Annotated in this window: 20 protein-coding genes; 17 read left to right on the top strand and 3 right to left on the bottom strand. The window is 40.3% G+C overall.

Annotated features, from left to right (window positions below; genetic code table 11):
- Window positions 1–131: 131 nt before the first annotated feature.
- Window positions 132–1,040, bottom strand: a complete 909-nt coding sequence (metA, locus tag AB1K80_RS14790) for a homoserine O-acetyltransferase MetA (RefSeq protein ID WP_412857534.1) — start codon at window positions 1,038–1,040, stop codon at window positions 132–134.
- Between the two features lie 138 nt (window positions 1,041–1,178).
- Between metA and AB1K80_RS14785 the strand changes: the two genes are divergently transcribed.
- The 12 genes from AB1K80_RS14785 to AB1K80_RS14730 all read left to right on the top strand — a co-directional run bounded on the left by AB1K80_RS14785 (window position 1,179) and on the right by AB1K80_RS14730 (window position 12,020).
- On the top strand, window positions 1,179–2,861 hold the full coding sequence (locus tag AB1K80_RS14785; RefSeq protein WP_412857533.1) for a formate--tetrahydrofolate ligase: 1,683 nt from the start codon (window positions 1,179–1,181) through the stop codon (window positions 2,859–2,861).
- 72 nt (window positions 2,862–2,933) lie between these two features.
- On the top strand, window positions 2,934–3,416 hold the full coding sequence (locus AB1K80_RS14780; RefSeq protein WP_412857532.1) for a glutathione peroxidase: 483 nt from the start codon (window positions 2,934–2,936) through the stop codon (window positions 3,414–3,416).
- On the top strand, window positions 3,397–4,041 hold the full coding sequence (locus AB1K80_RS14775) for an HD domain-containing protein (RefSeq protein WP_412857530.1): 645 nt from the start codon (window positions 3,397–3,399) through the stop codon (window positions 4,039–4,041). Before AB1K80_RS14780 ends, AB1K80_RS14775 begins: the two co-directional genes overlap by 20 nt.
- Window positions 4,042–4,070: 29 nt before the next feature.
- Window positions 4,071–5,207, top strand: coding sequence for a conserved virulence factor C family protein (locus AB1K80_RS14770; RefSeq protein ID WP_412857529.1), 1,137 nt, complete (start codon window positions 4,071–4,073; stop codon window positions 5,205–5,207).
- A 313-nt stretch (window positions 5,208–5,520) separates the two neighbouring features.
- The gene (ilvD, locus tag AB1K80_RS14765) at window positions 5,521–7,197 is read left to right on the top strand and encodes a dihydroxy-acid dehydratase (RefSeq protein WP_412857527.1); all 1,677 of its coding nucleotides are present in this window, start codon (window positions 5,521–5,523) and stop codon (window positions 7,195–7,197) included.
- 81 nt (window positions 7,198–7,278) lie between these two features.
- Entirely contained in the window at window positions 7,279–7,713 is a 435-nt protein-coding gene (locus AB1K80_RS14760) for a BrxA/BrxB family bacilliredoxin (RefSeq protein ID WP_412857526.1), read from the top strand.
- 60 nt (window positions 7,714–7,773) lie between these two features.
- Window positions 7,774–8,571, top strand: coding sequence for a class I SAM-dependent methyltransferase (locus AB1K80_RS14755; protein ID WP_412857525.1), 798 nt, complete (start codon window positions 7,774–7,776; stop codon window positions 8,569–8,571).
- Between the two features lie 232 nt (window positions 8,572–8,803).
- Window positions 8,804–9,421 (top strand): YpjP family protein, encoded by a 618-nt coding sequence (locus AB1K80_RS14750; RefSeq protein ID WP_412857524.1) that lies wholly within the window; start codon window positions 8,804–8,806, stop codon window positions 9,419–9,421.
- Between the two features lie 18 nt (window positions 9,422–9,439).
- On the top strand, window positions 9,440–9,967 hold the full coding sequence (locus AB1K80_RS14745) for a phosphatidylglycerophosphatase A (protein ID WP_412857522.1): 528 nt from the start codon (window positions 9,440–9,442) through the stop codon (window positions 9,965–9,967).
- A gap of 130 nt (window positions 9,968–10,097) precedes the next feature.
- A complete protein-coding gene (locus AB1K80_RS14740; RefSeq protein WP_412857520.1) occupies window positions 10,098–10,892 on the top strand; it encodes a thymidylate synthase in 795 nt (264 codons plus the stop codon).
- Window positions 10,889–11,377 (top strand): type 3 dihydrofolate reductase, encoded by a 489-nt coding sequence (gene folA, locus AB1K80_RS14735; RefSeq protein WP_412857519.1) that lies wholly within the window; start codon window positions 10,889–10,891, stop codon window positions 11,375–11,377. Before AB1K80_RS14740 ends, folA begins: the two co-directional genes overlap by 4 nt.
- A gap of 19 nt (window positions 11,378–11,396) precedes the next feature.
- On the top strand, window positions 11,397–12,020 hold the full coding sequence (locus AB1K80_RS14730) for a lysophospholipid acyltransferase family protein (protein WP_412857517.1): 624 nt from the start codon (window positions 11,397–11,399) through the stop codon (window positions 12,018–12,020).
- 34 nt (window positions 12,021–12,054) lie between these two features.
- Here AB1K80_RS14730 and trhA read toward each other — a convergent pair whose 3' ends face one another.
- Entirely contained in the window at window positions 12,055–12,693 is a 639-nt protein-coding gene (trhA, locus tag AB1K80_RS14725) for a PAQR family membrane homeostasis protein TrhA (protein WP_412857516.1), read from the bottom strand.
- A gap of 12 nt (window positions 12,694–12,705) precedes the next feature.
- Window positions 12,706–13,668 carry a sigma 54-interacting transcriptional regulator gene (locus tag AB1K80_RS14720; protein WP_412857515.1) on the bottom strand — a complete coding sequence of 321 codons (963 nt, stop codon included), beginning with the start codon at window positions 13,666–13,668 and terminating at the stop codon, window positions 12,706–12,708.
- A gap of 183 nt (window positions 13,669–13,851) precedes the next feature.
- Between AB1K80_RS14720 and ilvA the strand changes: the two genes are divergently transcribed.
- The 5 genes from ilvA (at window position 13,852) to AB1K80_RS14695 (ending at window position 17,874) form a co-directional block, all read left to right on the top strand.
- Window positions 13,852–15,120 carry a threonine ammonia-lyase IlvA gene (ilvA, locus tag AB1K80_RS14715; protein ID WP_412857514.1) on the top strand — a complete coding sequence of 423 codons (1,269 nt, stop codon included), beginning with the start codon at window positions 13,852–13,854 and terminating at the stop codon, window positions 15,118–15,120.
- 38 nt (window positions 15,121–15,158) lie between these two features.
- On the top strand, window positions 15,159–15,410 hold the full coding sequence (locus tag AB1K80_RS14710) for a DUF2535 family protein (RefSeq protein ID WP_412857513.1): 252 nt from the start codon (window positions 15,159–15,161) through the stop codon (window positions 15,408–15,410).
- Window positions 15,411–15,598: 188 nt separating this feature from the next.
- Entirely contained in the window at window positions 15,599–16,441 is an 843-nt protein-coding gene (locus AB1K80_RS14705) for a DegV family protein (protein WP_412857512.1), read from the top strand.
- Window positions 16,442–16,464: 23 nt separating this feature from the next.
- Complete coding sequence (locus AB1K80_RS14700) at window positions 16,465–17,055, top strand: SCO family protein (protein WP_412857511.1); 591 nt, start codon at window positions 16,465–16,467, stop codon at window positions 17,053–17,055.
- A 69-nt stretch (window positions 17,056–17,124) separates the two neighbouring features.
- On the top strand, window positions 17,125–17,874 hold the full coding sequence (locus tag AB1K80_RS14695; RefSeq protein WP_412857510.1) for an SGNH/GDSL hydrolase family protein: 750 nt from the start codon (window positions 17,125–17,127) through the stop codon (window positions 17,872–17,874).
- Window positions 17,875–17,885: the final 11 nt, after the last annotated feature.

Here is a 17,885-nt window from a genome sequence, read left to right as displayed (position 1 = left end):
ATAGATCATATCACTCGTTACGAAAGAATTAAACTAATTTTAAAAAACCAACAGACTCATTTCGGCATGGAAAGCTGAACCATTTGTATTTTAACACATTTTAAATATTTCGCATCAGACTCTAGTCTATTTTATTCCCATACGTAAGGTGTTTCCTGATAAACATAATAATTTAGCCAATTCATAAAGAGTAATGTGGCATGGGCTTTCCAGCGATTCACAGGCACTAATGTGTCATCTTCTTCTATAAAATAGTGGACGGGTTTTTTGACTGTTTCATGCTTCAATAAATCTCTTTCATATTCCTGCTTCAATGTGTCTGTATCGTACTCAGGGTGTCCAGTTAAAAATACTTGCTTATCATCATCTGAAACAATTAAACAAACACCAGCTTCTTCAGATATACTCAATATTTTTAGATTTGGTGTGTTTTTTAATTGTTCTGTATTAATATCTGTATGTCTAGAATGTGGGACATAGTATACTTCATCGAAACCTCTTACTAATCTTTCTTTTTTCTCTTTGACAACATGCTCAAAGACGCCAAATTTTTTCTCTGAAAGTTTGATTTTTTCAATGCCATAATGATGATATAGACCAGCTTGTGCCCCCCAGCATATATGAAGGGTAGAAGTCACATTGGTTTTACTCCAGTCCAGTATATTCTGCAACTCTTTCCAATACGATACCTCTTCAAAAGGTAAATGCTCAATTGGTGCGCCGGTAATGATCATTCCATCAAATTTTTTATGGCGGATCGATTCAAAGGTCGTATAAAATTCATTTAGATGCTCTTTCGACGTATTCTTCGGTGTATGTGTACTTGGAATCAAAAACGTAAAGTACACTTGTAAAGGAGAATTTCCGAGCATTCGAAGCAGCTGCGTTTCAGTTTGTATTTTTTTAGGCATTAAATTTAAGATCACGATATTCAAAGGACGGATATCTTGCTTGAATGCCCTTGTCTCATCCATGACGAAAATGTTTTCGCTCTCTAGTATTTGTTTTGCCGGTAGATGAATTGGAATGTTTATAGGCAACTCGCCACCCCCTGAACCAAAGCTAATTTCATTTCATTATAGGAACTTTTTGGTGATATTTCAATGTTTCAATTATGTTACAATGAAAAAATAGAACAAAAACACACCTGTTACTGTCCAAAAAGGAGGCTTTTCTACATGGTTAAAAAACATTTATCAGATATTGACATCGCCCAAAAGGCAAAATTAAGACCCATCCAAGAAATCGCAGCAAAGTTACAATTAAATGACGAAGAATTAGAATGCTATGGTTTCACAAAAGCGAAAATATCTTTAAATATTTTTGATCGTTTAAAAGAACAAAAAGATGGAAACGTCATTCTTGTGACGTCAATTAATCCCACTCCAGCAGGAGAAGGTAAATCAACCGTCACCGTTGGTTTAGGTCAAGCGTTCGAAAAAATCGGGAAAAAGGCCATGATTGCGATGAGAGAGCCATCATTAGGTCCAACAATGGGCGTGAAAGGCGGCGCAGCAGGAGGAGGATATTCACAAGTTCTCCCAATGGAAGAAATTAATCTTCACTTCACAGGAGATTTTCATGCGATCACATCTGCCCATAACGCCTTAGCTGCTTTTATTGATAACCATATTCATCATGGTAATGAGCTTGGTATTGATGCGCGCCGGATTGTGTGGAAACGCGTACTTGATTTAAATGACCGTGCGTTAAGACAAGTAGTGGTAGGACTTGGCGGTCAATTAAATGGATACCCTAGAGAAGATGGATTTGATATCACCGTCGCTTCTGAAATCATGGCGATCCTTTGTTTAGCAGAAGATTTAACAGATCTCAAAAAACGACTTTCTTCTATTGTTGTTGCATACAATCATGAGAAAAATCCTGTAACAGTTGGAGACCTCGGGTATGAGGGTGTTTTAACTTTACTATTAAAAGATGCGCTCAAGCCGAATCTTGTTCAAACGATTGAAGGCACACCTGCTTTAGTCCATGGTGGTCCGTTTGCGAATATTGCACATGGCTGCAATAGTTTAATTGCGACAAAAATGGCAGCAAAATTAGCTGATTATGTCGTGACAGAAGCAGGATTTGGAGCAGACCTTGGCGCGGAAAAATTCCTACATATTAAAACAAGAGCAGGAAAATTTAAACCTAGCGCTGTTGTGATTGTGGCAACTGTAAGAGCATTAAAGATGCATGGCGGAGTCAAGAAACAAGAGCTCCAAGAAGAAAATGTGACAGCCGTATTAGAAGGTATACATAATCTAGAAAAACATATTGAAACTGTACAAGCATTTGGTCTTCCATACATCGTGGCTGTGAATCGTTTCGTCACAGATACAAAAGAAGAAATTCAAGCGATAGAAGATTGGTGCCAAACACATACGCATCCAGTCAAAGCAGTGAATGTGTGGGAAGAAGGAGGCGCTGGCGGGACAGCACTTGCAGAGGAACTCACAACACTCATCGAACAGAATGAAAATAACTTTTCTTATTTGTATGAAGAACATGATTCGATTGAAGAAAAGTTATCTAAAGTGGCAAAAGGGGTGTATGGAGCAGACGGTGTGAATCTCACAACAAAAGCTAGAAAACAGTTAGCAGACATTGAGAAAAACGGTTGGTCACATCTTCCTGTTTGTATGGCAAAAACGCAATATTCCCTTTCGGATGACCCTGCTCTCATCGGAAGACCAAAAGGTTTCACGATTACGATACGTGAACTGAAACCATCTGTTGGTGCTGGATTTATTGTCGCGTTGACTGGAAGTATTCTGACGATGCCAGGCCTGCCTAAAAAGCCTGCGGCACTTGATATGGATATATTGGAAGATGGCAGTGTGACGGGACTGTTTTAAAAAAGCATATATCGCGATTTTCTAAAAAAAGCATGGTACGATAGGGAAAAGTGAATCCAAGGAGGCTAAAAGATGTCCATTTATGACATACAGGTCAAGACAATTAACGGCCAAGAAAAGTCAATGGCAGATTATAAAGGAAAAGTGATGATCATTGTCAACACAGCTAGTAAATGTGGGTTAACACCACAATTTAAGCAATTACAAGAGTTGTACGATCAGTATCACGAAAAAGGCCTTGAGATTTTAGGATTTCCATGTAACCAATTCATGAACCAAGAGCCAGAAGGGGAAGAAGCGATTCAAGAATTTTGTTCATTGAATTACGGTGTGACGTTCCCTATGTTTGCGAAAGTCGATGTGAATGGTGATCATGCACACCCTCTTTTCAAGTACTTAACAAGTCATGCAAAAGGCGTTCTTGGCACGAAAACAGTCAAATGGAATTTCACAAAATTTATCGTTGATCAAAATGGGGAAGTCACTGAACGATTTTCTCCAAAAACACCCCCTAAAGAATTAGAAAGCTCTATCATTGCTTTATTGGACAAATAAGATGTACACGATCAAGCAACAAAAACAATTGGAGGCAGCTGCCTCCTTTGTTTCTAACAGACTGACGTTCGAACCAACAGGGCACGATGCAGCACATATTGATCGGGTGCACCGACTAGCAGTGAATATCGCAAAGGATGAAGGTGGCGCTCTGTTTGTTATTGAAATGGCGGCCATCGTACATGACCTGATAGATGAAAAACTGTCCAATGAATGGAAAATTTCAACAGAACAGCTTGAGCAGCAGCTCTCCTTATGGGAAGTGGACCAACGAGATATTCGGTATATCATGGATATTGTTTCAACCATGTCTTTTCGTCATCGGCATGTACAACATAAACCCATCACATTAGAGGGGGCAGTCGTCCAAGATGCAGATCGGCTCGATGCGATAGGAGCCATTGGAATTGCAAGAGCCTTTACCTATGCAGGGGCGAAAAGTGAGCGTCATGATACAAAAGATCCACTTCAGCACGCCGTACTAAAACATATGGAAGAGAAACTGCTCAAATTGAAAGAGATGATGAATACACATACCGGTAGACAGCTCGCGATAGAGCGCCACGCGTTCATGTGTACGTTTATCACGATGTGGAAAAAAGAATGCGGCCTTACAGATGAGTAGGGTCTTTACGTGTGTAAGGAGGATGTTAGATGAAAATTACAGCAATAGAACCAACGCCAAGTCCTAATACAATGAAGGTCATTTTGACAGAAGCACTTGCTGGCGGGAAAAGCAACAATTATAAAATAGACCAAAAAGATGAAGCGCCTGAGATGATCCGACGCATTTTAAATATTGAAGGCGTAAAAGGAGTCTATCATGTGGCGGACTTCCTAGCGGTTGAGCGAAATGCCAAGTACGACTGGCAAGGAATTTTACAACAGGTGAGAGAAGCTTTTGGACAAGAAGCGGAAGGTCTTCAGGAGGAATCCCAATCAGAAAGTGACACATTTGGGGAAGTCAAAGTGTTTGTCCAAATGTTTAATGGCATCCCGATGCAGGTTAAGTTGACTGATGGTGATAAAGAAGAGCGATTTGGCATGCCTGATCGCTTTCAGGCAGCAATTTTAAAATTGAGAAGCAGTTCAGATAACGTTGTCTTTGAAAGAGTTTGGAAAGAACAAGGTGTGCGCTTTGGAGAATTTGCAGAAATCGGTCAGGAGGTCACAGAAGAGCTTCAAGCGGCTTACGATGATGACCGATTAGGTCGTTTAACGGATGCAGTCAAAAAAGGGCAAGAAGTGATCGATCAACAAGTGCAGCGCCAAGCATATGAAGTGACAGAAGAGATGCTTGAGGAGGAAGATTGGAAAAAACGTTTTGCCCATTTAGAGCAAATGCACCCTGAGAAGAAGGATTTGCCTGTTTTAATGAAAGCGATGGATGATCCGAAAACCTCTATTCGAAGACAAGCTGTTGTTAACGCTGGGATGATTGAAGATCCTGTCATTTTGCCCCTTTTGTACAAAGGACTTCAAGACAAGACCGTCACTGTTCGGCGCACAGCTGGAGACTGTATTTCGGATCTTGGAGATCCTCAAGCAATGGAAGCGATGATGGCTTCTTTAAAGGACCCGAGTAAACTTGTTCGCTGGCGTGCGGCAATGTTTCTATACGAAGAAGGTGACGAAACGGCGCTTGAAGCATTAAAAGAGGCCGAAAAAGATCCTGAATTCGAGGTCAGTCTTCAAGTGAAAATGGCAATAGAACGAATTGAACTAGGGGAAGAAGCGAAGGGCTCTGTGTGGAAGCAAATGACAGAGAGCAGAAAAAGCGCTTCAGAATAAGAAAAAACCAGACAAGCTGCCAGTAAAGTGCAGCTTGTTTTTTAACAACGTGTTTGATAGACAGAAAAATTTTTTTAGAAAAATTATTTTGAATATTGTTGAAATATGCGAAAAAACTCTATATAGTAATACCAATATACAATATTGGAGGTCAGATTTTATGACGCGATCTTTGCTGAACAGTTGATTCAGCAAAAAAAGATAGTCATCCTTCTTTCATTAGGTGGCTAAATAAACAGAAAATTTGTAAAATAAAATCAAATGAAAATTATGAAGTCAACGAGACTTGTAGTATAGGAGGTTTTTTAAAGAGATGGCAGAACTACGTAGTAATATGATTAAAAAGGGAATTGACAGAGCACCTCACCGAAGCTTACTAAGAGCAGCTGGTGTAAAAGATGAGGATTTTGGCAAACCGTTTATTGCTGTATGTAATTCCTATATTGATATTGTCCCAGGACATGTCCATCTTCAGGAATTCGGAAAAGTTGTCAAAGAAGCAATCCGAGAAGCCGGCGGAGTACCGTTTGAATTTAATACAATTGGTGTAGATGACGGCATTGCAATGGGACATATCGGAATGCGATACTCTCTACCAAGTCGTGAAATCATCGCTGACTCTGTAGAAACCGTTGTATCTGCACACTGGTTTGATGGAATGGTTTGTATTCCGAACTGTGATAAAATCACACCGGGCATGATGATGGCAGCGATGCGTGTCAATATTCCAACCATCTTCGTCAGCGGAGGTCCAATGGAAGCTGGGAGAACAAGTGATGGTCGAAAAATTTCCTTATCTTCCGTATTTGAAGGCGTGGGTGCATACCAATCAGGGAAGATCAATGAAGCAGAACTCAACGAGTTAGAGCAATTTGGCTGTCCGACGTGCGGATCTTGCTCTGGTATGTTTACAGCAAACTCCATGAACTGCTTAGCAGAAGCCCTTGGTATCGCTCTTCCTGGGAACGGGACGATTTTGGCGACATCACCAGAACGTAGAGAATTTGCTAAGAAGTCTGCAAAACAACTGATGGAACTCATTGAAAAAGATATTAAACCACGTGATATTGTGACTGGAAAAGCCATCGACAATGCCTTCGCTTTAGATATGGCACTTGGTGGTTCAACCAACACGGTACTTCACACATTGGCGATTGCAAATGAAGCAGGTGTTGAATACTCATTGGAGCGAATCAATGAGGTAGCAGAACGTGTACCGCATTTATCAAAACTAGCACCTGCATCAGATGTTTATATTGAAGATTTACATGAAGCAGGTGGGGTTAGCGCCGCGTTAAATGAATTGTCCAAGAAAGAAGGGGCGCTTCACTTAGATACGATGACTGTAACAGCGAAAACGCTAGGTGAGAATATTGCGGGTCATGAGGTGAAAGATTATAATGTCATTTACCCAATTGATAAGCCTTTCACTGAAAAAGGAGGCTTAGCCGTTCTATTTGGTAACCTTGCGCCGGATGGTGCCATTATTAAAACAGGCGGTGTACAAGACGGAATCACACGACATGAAGGACCTGCGATCGTATTTGAATCTCAAGAAGATGCACTTGAAGGGATCATTAACCGAAAAGTAGAAGCAGGACATGTGGTCATTATTCGTTATGAAGGACCTAAAGGCGGACCTGGCATGCCTGAAATGCTGGCCCCGACTTCACAAATTGTTGGTATGGGTCTAGGACCTAAGGTTGCTCTCATTACAGATGGTCGTTTCTCTGGTGCATCACGCGGTCTATCGATTGGACACGTCTCACCGGAAGCCGCAGAGGGTGGTCCACTCGCTTTTGTTGAAAATGGTGATCACGTGGTGGTTGATATTGAACAGCGAATTTTAAGTGTAGATGTCCCTGAAGAAGAGTGGGAAAGACGTAAAGCAAATTGGAAAGGCTTTGAGCCGAAAGTGAAAACCGGTTATCTTGCTAGATACTCAAAACTTGTGACATCAGCGAATACAGGCGGAATTATGAAAATCTAATCCCGAATCGAACATTTGAAAAAAGCCTCTCTCTATAGTATCCTTTATTCAACACATAAGGATTTAGAGGGGGCTTTTTTGATGTCAATGGCATATGAGGAATATATGCGTCAGCTCGTTGTACCGATGCGTCAAGAACTGACAAGTGCGGGATTTCAAGAATTAACAACTGAAGAAGAGGTAGAACAAACGATGCAAGAAGCAGAAGGTACAACATTTGTCGTTGTCAATTCTGTTTGTGGCTGTGCTGCTGGTTTAGCACGTCCTGCTGCCACTCAAGCTGTCATGAAGGCAGAAAAAACGCCAGATCGCATCGTGACTGTTTTTGCTGGCCAAGACCGAGAAGCAACGGCTAAGATGAGAGAATACTTTACTGGTGAAGAACCATCTTCTCCTTCTATGGCACTGTTAAAAGGGAATGAGCTCGTTCATTTTATTCCACGTGACGAAATTGAAGGTCATGAGATGGAAGAGATCATGAAAAATGTCTTATCTGCATTTGAAAAACATTGCTAATTTTCATGTTGAAATGCCCTGTGATCAGGGCATTTTTTCTTCATGATGACGGAGGACGACATGTACATTACAACTAGCTTTAGGCCAAATGTGCAAACCATTCAAACAGCACAGGCATTGGCTGCTGATTTAAAAGGACAGTACATTGAACGGCGAAAACAATCTGTACGAAACCTTGCCAAAACCCATGGGGATGTCTTGGTTGTAGGTAAAGAACGATTTGAATGGTATCAGTCAAATGGAGAAAAGTTTTTCTTCCATCCAAGTTCAGCGATGTTCAGGGTGAAGCGAATTCTGCGAGGTGAACATGACCCATTGATCGAAGCGGCACAACTACAGCCGGGAGATTCAATGTTAGACTGTACGCTTGGCTTAGGCTCCGATGCCATTACCGCAAGCTGTGTGGTCGGGCCTTCAGGTGAAGTGGTTGGAATTGAAAAAAATCCAATGACTGCCTTGTTAGTGAAGGAAGGATTAAACACATGGGAGACTGGCTTAGTAGAAGCAGACGATGCATTGAAACGAATTTCTGTTATGTGCGGGGACAGTATTGAACAATTAAAGAAGTTCCCCGATCGTTCATTTGATGTCGTATACTTTGATCCGATGTTCGAGGAAACGATACAAGAATCTGCGAGTATCGCACCGCTTCGCCATGTGGCAGAACACGATTTTGACCATCAGGTGGCGATCCGAGAAGCGCTAAGAGTGGCAAGGAAGAGAGTCGTGTTAAAAGATCATTGGAAGAGCACTCGTTTTACAACAGATGCCTACCAATTTCAGGTGATCAAACGGAAAACAGCGCAATTTCATTATGGTTATATATCGATTGAAGACAAAAGTAAAAGCCCTATTTAAGGGCTTTTAATCGGTGATTTCCATATAGACAAAATAACTTAATGTAAGTAAGGAAGCGATGATGAAAAAACCTTCAAGCATATCCATTCCTCCCAAATATTAGCTTATGTACCTGCTATTGTAACCGTTTTATCTTGAAAAAGAAAGTCCTATCACGAACCAAAATGAATGACTGAAAATTCATTATATGCTAGAATAGCAGTATGATAACTTATGGAAGGAATTAGATATCATGAAAATGTGGATGAGAAAAACGCTTGTTGCTCTCTTTACGATTGCGACATTTGGTTTAATCTCTCCTCCATCGGCTTTGATGACAGACAAGCCATCTGAACTTTCTTCATCGGATCAGTCATCATATACGGCTGTTTATGATCAATCAGATGAAGCGCCCAGTTGGGACGTCGGGCAAGAAGGCGATATAGAAGAGGTAGATCCCTATGAGCAGTACAAGCAAGAGGTTCTATCAAGCGCAGAAAACCAGTCCTTTCTCAAATTTGGTCAAAGAATCACACCTGTCATTGAAGACGAGTTTAGAGAAGAGATTCAACCAAAAATTGAACAAGTGATTACAGACTTTTTAACGAATTTCAAACATGATGAAAAATTCCAAGAGATTGTGTTAACCAACCAACCCGCAAGTGGAAAGGGCGAAAGAATTTTTCATATTTACAATCAAAAAACAGGAGAAGATTTGCTCCGGTTTCATGTTAGAAGAGATCACCCGCCTCATAGCGGATATTGGTTTAACTTTCACTACCATACAGCAGAAGATGGATTCCAGTCGCATCATGAACTCGGTAATATTTACTGGGATAAAAACACCCCGCCAAGCTGGATGAGCCACTAGAAGGAGATGTCAGGCCAATTGAAAAAGTATACGATGAGCGAAATGGTTCGGATTACAAAGCAAATGTTAAATGACCGGGGAGTAAAAATTGAGGACATCGCACATATTGTGACGAAGCTTCAAGAAAAATACTATCCAAATCTACCACTAAGTGTAGCAATTGAAAATGTTGAAAAAGTGCTCAATAAACGAGAAATTGTTCATGCTGTCCTGACAGGTCTTGCCCTAGATCAGCTGGCAGAACAGAAGCTTTTACCAGAGCCGTTACAGCACTTAGTTGAAACAGATGAGCCACTCTATGGAATTGATGAGATTATTCCGCTTTCCATTGTAAACGTATATGGATCAATCGGTTTGACCAACTTCGGTTACCTAGACAAGGAAAAATTCGGCATTATCCACGAGTTAGATAAAGGTCGTCCGGGAGAAGTGCACACTTTCTTAGACGATCTTGTCGCAGCACTTGCCGCTGCAGCAGCAAGCCGAATTGCACACTCTCATCAAGATATTCAGGACGAAGAGCAGGATAGAGTGAACAAAGGATAAAAAAGACAAACATGACAGTTCATGAAAAACCGTCATGTTTTTTTATTTCACGAGAGATTCAATGAGAGTATTTCAACGAGAGCAAAAATAAGGTACACTACAACAAGAACATAAATAAAGGATGAAAAAAATGAAACAATATAAAGAGTTATGTCGTCATGTATTACAGCATGGGGAAAAAAAGGGTGACAGAACAGGAACAGGTACGATCAGTACGTTCGGTTACCAAATGAGATTTGATTTGCAGGAAGGATTTCCTTTATTGACAACAAAGAAATTACACCTGAAATCGATTATTCATGAGTTACTATGGTTTTTAAAAGGTGATACAAACATCAAATACCTTCAAGACAATGGCGTCCGCATTTGGAATGAATGGGCAGATGAAAATGGAGAGCTTGGCCGTGTGTATGGAGCGCAGTGGAGATCTTGGCAGAGCGGAGACGGTGAGACGATTGATCAAATCAGTCAGCTGATTCATGATATCGAGCATCATCCAAATTCAAGAAGATTGATCGTAAGTGCATGGAATCCGGGAGAAGTCGATCAAATGGCATTACCGCCGTGTCATTGCTTGTTTCAATTTTATGTGTCAAACGGCAAACTATCTTGCCAGCTTTATCAAAGGTCGGCAGATATCTTTTTAGGAGTGCCATTTAATATTGCTTCATATGCCTTACTGACCATGATGATTGCCAAAGTGACGAATCTTGAGCCGGGAGAGTTTATTCATACGCTAGGAGATGCACATATTTATCAAAATCATTTGCCGCAGGTGAACATGCAACTAGAGCGTGAGGAACGTGCACTTCCACAGCTTCGAATCACAAGAGATGTAAAGAGTATTTTTGATTTTACGTTCGATGATTTTGTGCTCGAAAACTATGATCCGCATCCACATATAAAAGGAGAAGTCAGTGTATGATTTCGATGATTGTGGCAACAGGAAACGATAGAGTCATTGGTCTTGATAATCAAATGCCATGGCATTTACCTGCTGATTTAACGTATTTCAAAAAAGTGACAAGTGGACATACCATCGTCATGGGGAGAAAAACGTTTGAATCCATTGGACGAGCATTGCCTCATCGCCGGAACGTGGTCTTAACGACAAGCCCAACGTTTCAAGCGGAAGGATGTGACATTGTCCATTCGATTGAGGACATTTTATCCTTGGTGAGTAATGAGCAGGAATTGTTTATCATCGGTGGCTCGAAATTATATGAGGAAATGATGCCGCACGCGGATCGTCTTTACATTACGCATATTCACCATTCATTTGAAGGTGATCGTTATTTTCCTCCATACGATGAAAACGATTGGACGATTGTATCACGTGAAAAAGGCCAAAGTGACGAAAAGAACCCCTACAATTATGAGTTTGTCGTCTATGACAGAAAAGAAGGATAAATGAGTAGGAGGAGTACGGTTGTTTCGTTATTGGTTTTTAACGTTTTATGTTGTGGTATCCTTTTTAAAAAGTTTGAGGCATTTGTATGATCATGAATTAACAGATCCCCGCATTTCCTATACGAAACGCATGCATCTCATACATGAACATGCGAAAACATTTACGCGGGGTTGTATTGATCAATCGGGATCGGTGATGACGATTCATCAGGAAAAGAAATTGCCAGATGGGCCAGTGATATATGTAACGCGTGAGCTGAACACAGTGACGACGGCACTGTTAGTTGGACATCTTGAGAAGCCGTTTGCTTTTTTTGCTAAGACGCGTCTTTATCGCTACCCTATTTTAAAGCAATGGTTGCATAAAATGGCGGTTATTCACGAGCAACAGACAGATGAACAGTTATTAGAAGCAGCCAAAGAACGAATGATGTCTGGTCAAAGCTTATTGCTTTCAGAAAAAGATCAAGCCATTGCGACAGTGCTCGCCGAGGCATGCGATTGTCCTTTGATTCCGGTTGAAACGATTGGAACGGATCGCCTGCTAACAGGAAAATTAGTGAAGAGGCTCCGTCCTGTGAATGTAGACATTTATATTAAAGCACCGATCATGGTCAGTGACTATGAACAAAAGCGTGCATAAAGAAACCAGCAACCCAAAATGGGTGCTGGTTTTTTTACGCGCCAGGAATGTTGACGCAATAGAAAAGGATACAAAAGAACATAGAAGCACTCCCGCCGAGAACAAAGCTGTGCCAAATGGCATGGTGGTAGGGAATTTTGCGCCATATATAAAAGATCGTCCCAACAGAATATAAAATCCCACCTAACAATAACAAACCAAATCCTGCGCCTGTTAATTGAATATATAGAGGCTTAATGGCGACGATAATCATCCAGCCCATTAATAAATAGACAATGGTCGATACAATGATAAAACGTTTGACAAAAAAGATTTTAAAAACAATCCCACCTGCAGCAAGCGCCCATACAATCGCCAGAAGTGTATAACCTAGTGCGCCTTTTAACGGGCCAAGTAAAAAGGGCGTATATGTACCAGCGATCAATACATAAATGGCAGAATGGTCGAGGATTTCAAATACATCTTTCGCTTTTTTGTTCTGAATGCTGTGCAGTAGGGTGGAGCTTAAATAGAGAAGCAACATCGATGCGCCAAAGATTGAAAAGCTGATAATATCTGTGACGGTTCCATATTGAACAGCGAATAAAACCAGAAATACAATGGCGGGAATGGATAAAATCACCCCAATACCATGTGTGACAGCATTTGCAATTTCTTCTTTTACAGTAAACATAAATGTCCTCCTTTAATGATTCGGAATATCAATCGATTTGAGAAATGACAGGCCTTCAAGTGTGATCTTTGTTCCAGCTCTGCCTTTTCCTTTTGTGACATATGCCTTTTTCTCAAGATCATCTAAGCGGCTTCTTACTTGCTGCGGGGTGAGCGGGATGTCACCTTGTTTGCTTAGCTCAGACAAGATACGTCTGCTGGCTGCTTCGCCTTTTTCATTCAGTGTTTTAATCGCCTCAAGTAAAAAGACAAACTCTTGTTTTTCCATTAGCGTCAGTTGGTGTTCTTCTTTTTTTCCTTTGAGCGCAGTGTGAGGCGGTGATAAAACAAAAGGTGGTAAATGATGCAAGAACATCGTATTGCCCTCAAGGATAGCGGCTGCATAATGAACGATATTTTTAAGCTCTTGTACATGTCCATCAAATGAATACGCCTGGAGCGCTTCCCACACGCTCGGATCAATCTCAGCGTAAATGCCCAACTCCTCAAAAAATGCAGCCGTTAAGACTGGAATATCTGTTTTTCGATCGGCTAAAGACGGAATGGATAGATGGAGAACATTGAGACGATAAAATAGTTCTGGTAAAAAAGTTGAAGAGATTCTTAGCGCTTCTAAAGAGAATGACGAAGATGCGATGACTTTCGTTGTATGTGACGTCTTTAAGAAATGAATGACTTGATGTTGCATTTGAACACTTAATGCACTGATTTCGTCAAAATAAAGAACGTGTTGTGCTTTTTCGCTAAGTATGTTTTCTAATGTTTCTTCATTCATCATAGGACAGTAGATCAGTTTCATTGAGATGTGAGGCGCATAAGCTTTTGCCATCTCTTGAGCGAACAGTGATTTTCCAGTTCCAATTTCCCCAGTAATGAAAACGGGACACGGTGTTTTTGAGAATTGTTTTGCTAAATGAATGGCGTGATTGAGCGCTTGATGCTCTCCGTAGATGGATGTAAATGCGCTGGTTGTCATAAAGTGATTCCTTTCTATGTGGTTCTAATTGGTTTTATTATAACACCCAATTGAACCAATTGTATAGAAAAACGAAAAAATCTTAAAAAATGATAAGTGATCCGTGATCTATTGGTTTATTTTTTGAATATTCATGTTATAATGACAAATTAAATAAGGTTATAAAGAGAAAGGATCTTGTACATGAAACCGTTGCTCAAAGAAAACTCGTTAATCCAAGTGAAAGACATCTTAAAAGCCCATCAAAATTTGAAGGATGTGGTCATTCATACACCCCTTCAAAAAAATGAGCGACTTTCAGAACGATATGAATGTAATGTCTACTTAAAAAGAGAGGATCTACAAGTCGTACGTTCTTTTAAATTAAGAGGCGCTTTTAATAAGATGAGCCAGCTCCCAAAAGATAAACTAGAAAACGGCATTGTCTGTGCGAGCGCAGGGAATCATGCACAAGGTGTTGCATATTCGTGTAAGCATTTAGGGATTCACGGGAAAATTTTCATGCCTGCCACAACGCCAAGACAAAAAGTATCTCAAGTAGAGCTTTTCGGAAAAGAGTACGTTGAAATTATCTTAACCGGAGATACCTTTGATGATTCTTATCATGAAGCCGTAAAATGCGGTGAGGAAGAGAAACGTGAATTTATTCACCCATTTGATGACTTGGATGTGATGGCAGGACAAGGAACTACTGCCGTCGAAATATTAAACGATATCGAAGTCGAACCTCATTTCTTATTTGCAAGTGTGGGTGGTGGAGGTCTCCTTTCTGGTGTTGGTACATATTTTAAAAATATTGCCCCAGAAACCGAGATCATCGCAGTTGAACCTCTTGGTGCAGCATCATTACATGCTTCCAATGAAAAAGGGGAGGTTGTCACACTTGAATCCATTGACAAGTTTGTGGATGGGGCAGCGGTGCAGCGCATTGGTGATCAGACGTTTACGTCCCTTCAGTCCGTTGTTGATAAAATAAGCCTTGTACCAGAAGGAAAAGTGTGTACGACCATTTTGGAGCTTTATAATCAATGTGCGATCGTAGCGGAGCCTGCTGGCGCACTGCCAATTGCGGCATTAGATGCGTATCGTGATGAGATCAAAGGCAAAAATGTCGTCTGTATTGTCAGTGGAGGAAATAATGACATTGGCAGAATGCAAGAAATTAAAGAACGGTCCATGATTTATGAAGGTCTTCAGCATTACTTTATTGTGAATTTCCCTCAAAGAGCAGGCGCACTACGCGAGTTTTTAGATGAAGTATTAGGGCCAAATGATGATATCTCCCGCTTTGAATATACGAAGAAAAATAATCGAAGCAAAGGTCCAGCTCTTGTTGGGATCGAATTGAAAGAAAAAGATGACTATGCGGCGTTAATTGAACGTATGAATAAAAAAGGCTTCCACTATGTTGAAGTGAACAAAGATCAAGATTTATTCCACTTGTTTATTTAATTTTTAACAGATAGATTGGAAAAGAGGATTGATCGTTCGTGCTGCTCAAAACAATATGTTTTAGACGGATGGATGGCGTTCAGATCAAGGTAACTGAAATTCCAGTTCTAAGGGGGGATGAGACATATTCCTTCATGCTCACCCTTAGACTTGATGCTTTCTTGAAAAAAGTCTATGTATCTAAAGGAAAGAGGGATATATACTCTTTCAGGGAGGATGTGAAACGTAACGTCAAGTGGAGCACTTATGAGAAGATCTATCAAGAGCTTACCTTAAAGCATAACGCATGAAATGGAATCCTTGCTAAAGTATGTAAGGAGTCGTATCAGAATGGCGACTCATACAATTTGGCAAGGTTTTTTTTCATTTAGTAAGGGAATTGTGACAATTTCAAAAACGTTATGACTTGTATTTTGAAGAATGCATGAAATAAGGTAAAATCATATGTAAAGACTAAGACAGCAAGGATGAGACGATATTGAAACAAATTAAAATTGTAACAGATTCAACGGTAGACCTTCCGCAAGAAAAGCTCGATGAACTTTCTATTCATGTGATCCCGCTCAATATATCCATTTCTGGCGTTGATTATGTTGACCGCGTGAATTTGCAACCAGAAGAATTTATTCGAAAAATGGAGGCTGCAGATGAACTGCCTAAGACGTCTCAACCTGCCATGGGCCAATTCGTTGAATTATATAAACAACTGACAGCAGATGGGAGCGACGTGGTGAGCATCCATTTAACTGGTGGAATGAGTGGCACTGTTCAAACTGCTGAAAGCGCTTCTAAAATGGTGGATGGAAATATCACAGTCGTTGATTCTAAATTTATTTCGCAAGGACTTGGATTTCAAGTCGTGAAAGCAGCAGAGCTTGCCAAAAAAGGGGCAAGTCTTGAAGAGATATTAAGAGAAATTGAAGCAATTCGCGAAAGGACAAAGCTATATGTCACCATTGATACATTAGAAAATCTCGTCAAAGGTGGAAGGATTGGAAGAGGAAAGGCGCTAATTGGTTCATTACTACACATAAAACCAATCGCTAGCTTAACAGACGGTATCTATTCGCCAGAAGCGAATGTAAGAAGCTACTCGGCACTTGTTCGCTATCTCACCAAGCAATATGTACAGGCTGTGAAAGGAAAAACCGTTCAAGCCATTGGGATTGCACATGCAGATGCATTAGAACTTGCAGAAAAGCTGAAAATGGCGCTACTTGATCATACACCTGATGCCCTCATAGATATCGCCTACACAACACCAATTATTTCCTGTCATACTGGAAAAGGAGCCATAGGCTTTACTTTTTATACTGATTGATTGAAAAAGGGGATGGACATGCCATGTTTAGAAAAAGGGGAGCTTTGTTTGGTGCGCTTATGATCATAAGCGTGCTTCTTTTAGCATCGTGTTCAAATGGACAAATCGAAAATGCATTAAATTATCAAATCGAACCGTTTGAGTATCAAAACCAAGATGGTCAAAAGGTTTCACTAGATGATTTAAAGGGAAAAGTGTGGGTTGCGGATTTCATATTCACAAGCTGTGAAACGATTTGTCCACCAATGACAGCTCATATGACAGAGCTTCAAAAGCGTCTGAAAGAAGAAAAGTTGGATGCACATATCATTTCATTTAGTGTTGATCCTGAAGTGGATTCACCGAAAAAACTAAAGGAATTTGCGAAAGTATATCCACTCACCTTTAAAAATTGGGATTTTCTCACTGGCTATTCTCAGTCTGAGATTGAAAAATTTGCGATGAAAAGCTTTAAAACGATTGTAAAGAAGCCTGAGGATGAAGACCAAGTGATTCATCAATCATTGTTCTTCCTTGTCAATCAGGAAGGAAAAGTGATGAAGAATTATGATGGAGTCCAAAATACACCATATGATGAAATCATCACTGACATTAAAACACTTCATCAAAGCTAGCATAAGTATGTTCAAATGAGCGAAAACATGATACACTTTTTTAATCAGAAAAAGGAGGGACATCATCGTTTGAAGGCTCGTTTGATTATGGTTGTGATGTCTCTAGCTCTTGTTCTTTCTGCATGTTCTGCAAAAGAAGCGAATCTAGAAGACACACAAAAGGTAAAAGAACATATGACCATTGCAGCGGTAGGAGATTCCTTAACAGAAGGAATCGGAGACCAGAATAAAAAAGGATATGCAGGCATCACCCGCGATAAGATGGAAGCGATTGACGGCGTGCAATCTGTTACATTAAAAAACTATGCCATTAAAGGCAGTAGAACCGTAGATTTATTAAAAAGATTAAAAGATAAAAAGGTTCAAGATGGGCTAAAAGATGCAGATTATATTTTCTTTACCATCGGTGGTAATGATTTAATGCACGTTGTCCAACAAAACGTACTTAATTTGACTTTTGCCCCTTTTCAAAAAGAGCAAGGTCCTTTTGAGGAGCGGTTTAAAACCATTCTCACGCAATTGAGAGAGCACAATGATCATGCCAAGATCATGTATGTGAGTATGTACAATCCATTTAAGTTCAGTCTGTCTGAACTGAAAGATATTGATCAAGTTGTGGAAGATTGGAATGAAGTCGCCAAGAAAGAATTAAAAAAAGACGGCAATGCACATATGATCAATGTGACAGATCTCTTTGAAGAAGAATTCGATGAAAAAATACTGTCAGATGATGAATTCCACCCAAACCAAAAGGGGTACTCTCTTATGGCAAATCGTTTATTCTCACAACTGAAAAAAGAAGGACTGCCTAAGGAATAGGGTGAACTGAT

The organism is Bacillus sp. 179-C3.3 HS (assembly GCF_047229225.1).
In the GTDB taxonomy this organism is placed as follows: Bacteria; Bacillota; Bacilli; order Bacillales; family Bacillaceae; genus Bacillus.
This window is presented reverse-complemented; position numbering and strand designations above follow the sequence as displayed.

What these genes read in the sequence shown, in the direction of transcription:
- AB1K80_RS14785 (WP_412857533.1), top strand. Translation starts at nt 1,179, where the DNA reads ATGGTTAAAAAACATTTATCAGATATTGACATCGCCCAAAAGGCAAAA.
- AB1K80_RS14780 (WP_412857532.1), top strand. Translation starts at nt 2,934, where the DNA reads ATGTCCATTTATGACATACAGGTCAAGACAATTAACGGCCAAGAAAAG.
- AB1K80_RS14770 (WP_412857529.1), top strand. Translation starts at nt 4,071, where the DNA reads ATGAAAATTACAGCAATAGAACCAACGCCAAGTCCTAATACAATGAAG.
- ilvD (WP_412857527.1), top strand. Translation starts at nt 5,521, where the DNA reads ATGGCAGAACTACGTAGTAATATGATTAAAAAGGGAATTGACAGAGCA.
- AB1K80_RS14760 (WP_412857526.1), top strand. Translation starts at nt 7,279, where the DNA reads ATGTCAATGGCATATGAGGAATATATGCGTCAGCTCGTTGTACCGATG.
- AB1K80_RS14755 (WP_412857525.1), top strand. Translation starts at nt 7,774, where the DNA reads ATGTACATTACAACTAGCTTTAGGCCAAATGTGCAAACCATTCAAACA.
- AB1K80_RS14750 (WP_412857524.1), top strand. Translation starts at nt 8,804, where the DNA reads ATGAAAATGTGGATGAGAAAAACGCTTGTTGCTCTCTTTACGATTGCG.
- AB1K80_RS14740 (WP_412857520.1), top strand. Translation starts at nt 10,098, where the DNA reads ATGAAACAATATAAAGAGTTATGTCGTCATGTATTACAGCATGGGGAA.
- folA (WP_412857519.1), top strand. Translation starts at nt 10,889, where the DNA reads ATGATTTCGATGATTGTGGCAACAGGAAACGATAGAGTCATTGGTCTT.
- trhA (WP_412857516.1), bottom strand. Translation starts at nt 12,693, where the DNA reads ATGTTTACTGTAAAAGAAGAAATTGCAAATGCTGTCACACATGGTATT.
- AB1K80_RS14720 (WP_412857515.1), bottom strand. Translation starts at nt 13,668, where the DNA reads ATGACAACCAGCGCATTTACATCCATCTACGGAGAGCATCAAGCGCTC.
- ilvA (WP_412857514.1), top strand. Translation starts at nt 13,852, where the DNA reads ATGAAACCGTTGCTCAAAGAAAACTCGTTAATCCAAGTGAAAGACATC.
- AB1K80_RS14700 (WP_412857511.1), top strand. Translation starts at nt 16,465, where the DNA reads ATGTTTAGAAAAAGGGGAGCTTTGTTTGGTGCGCTTATGATCATAAGC.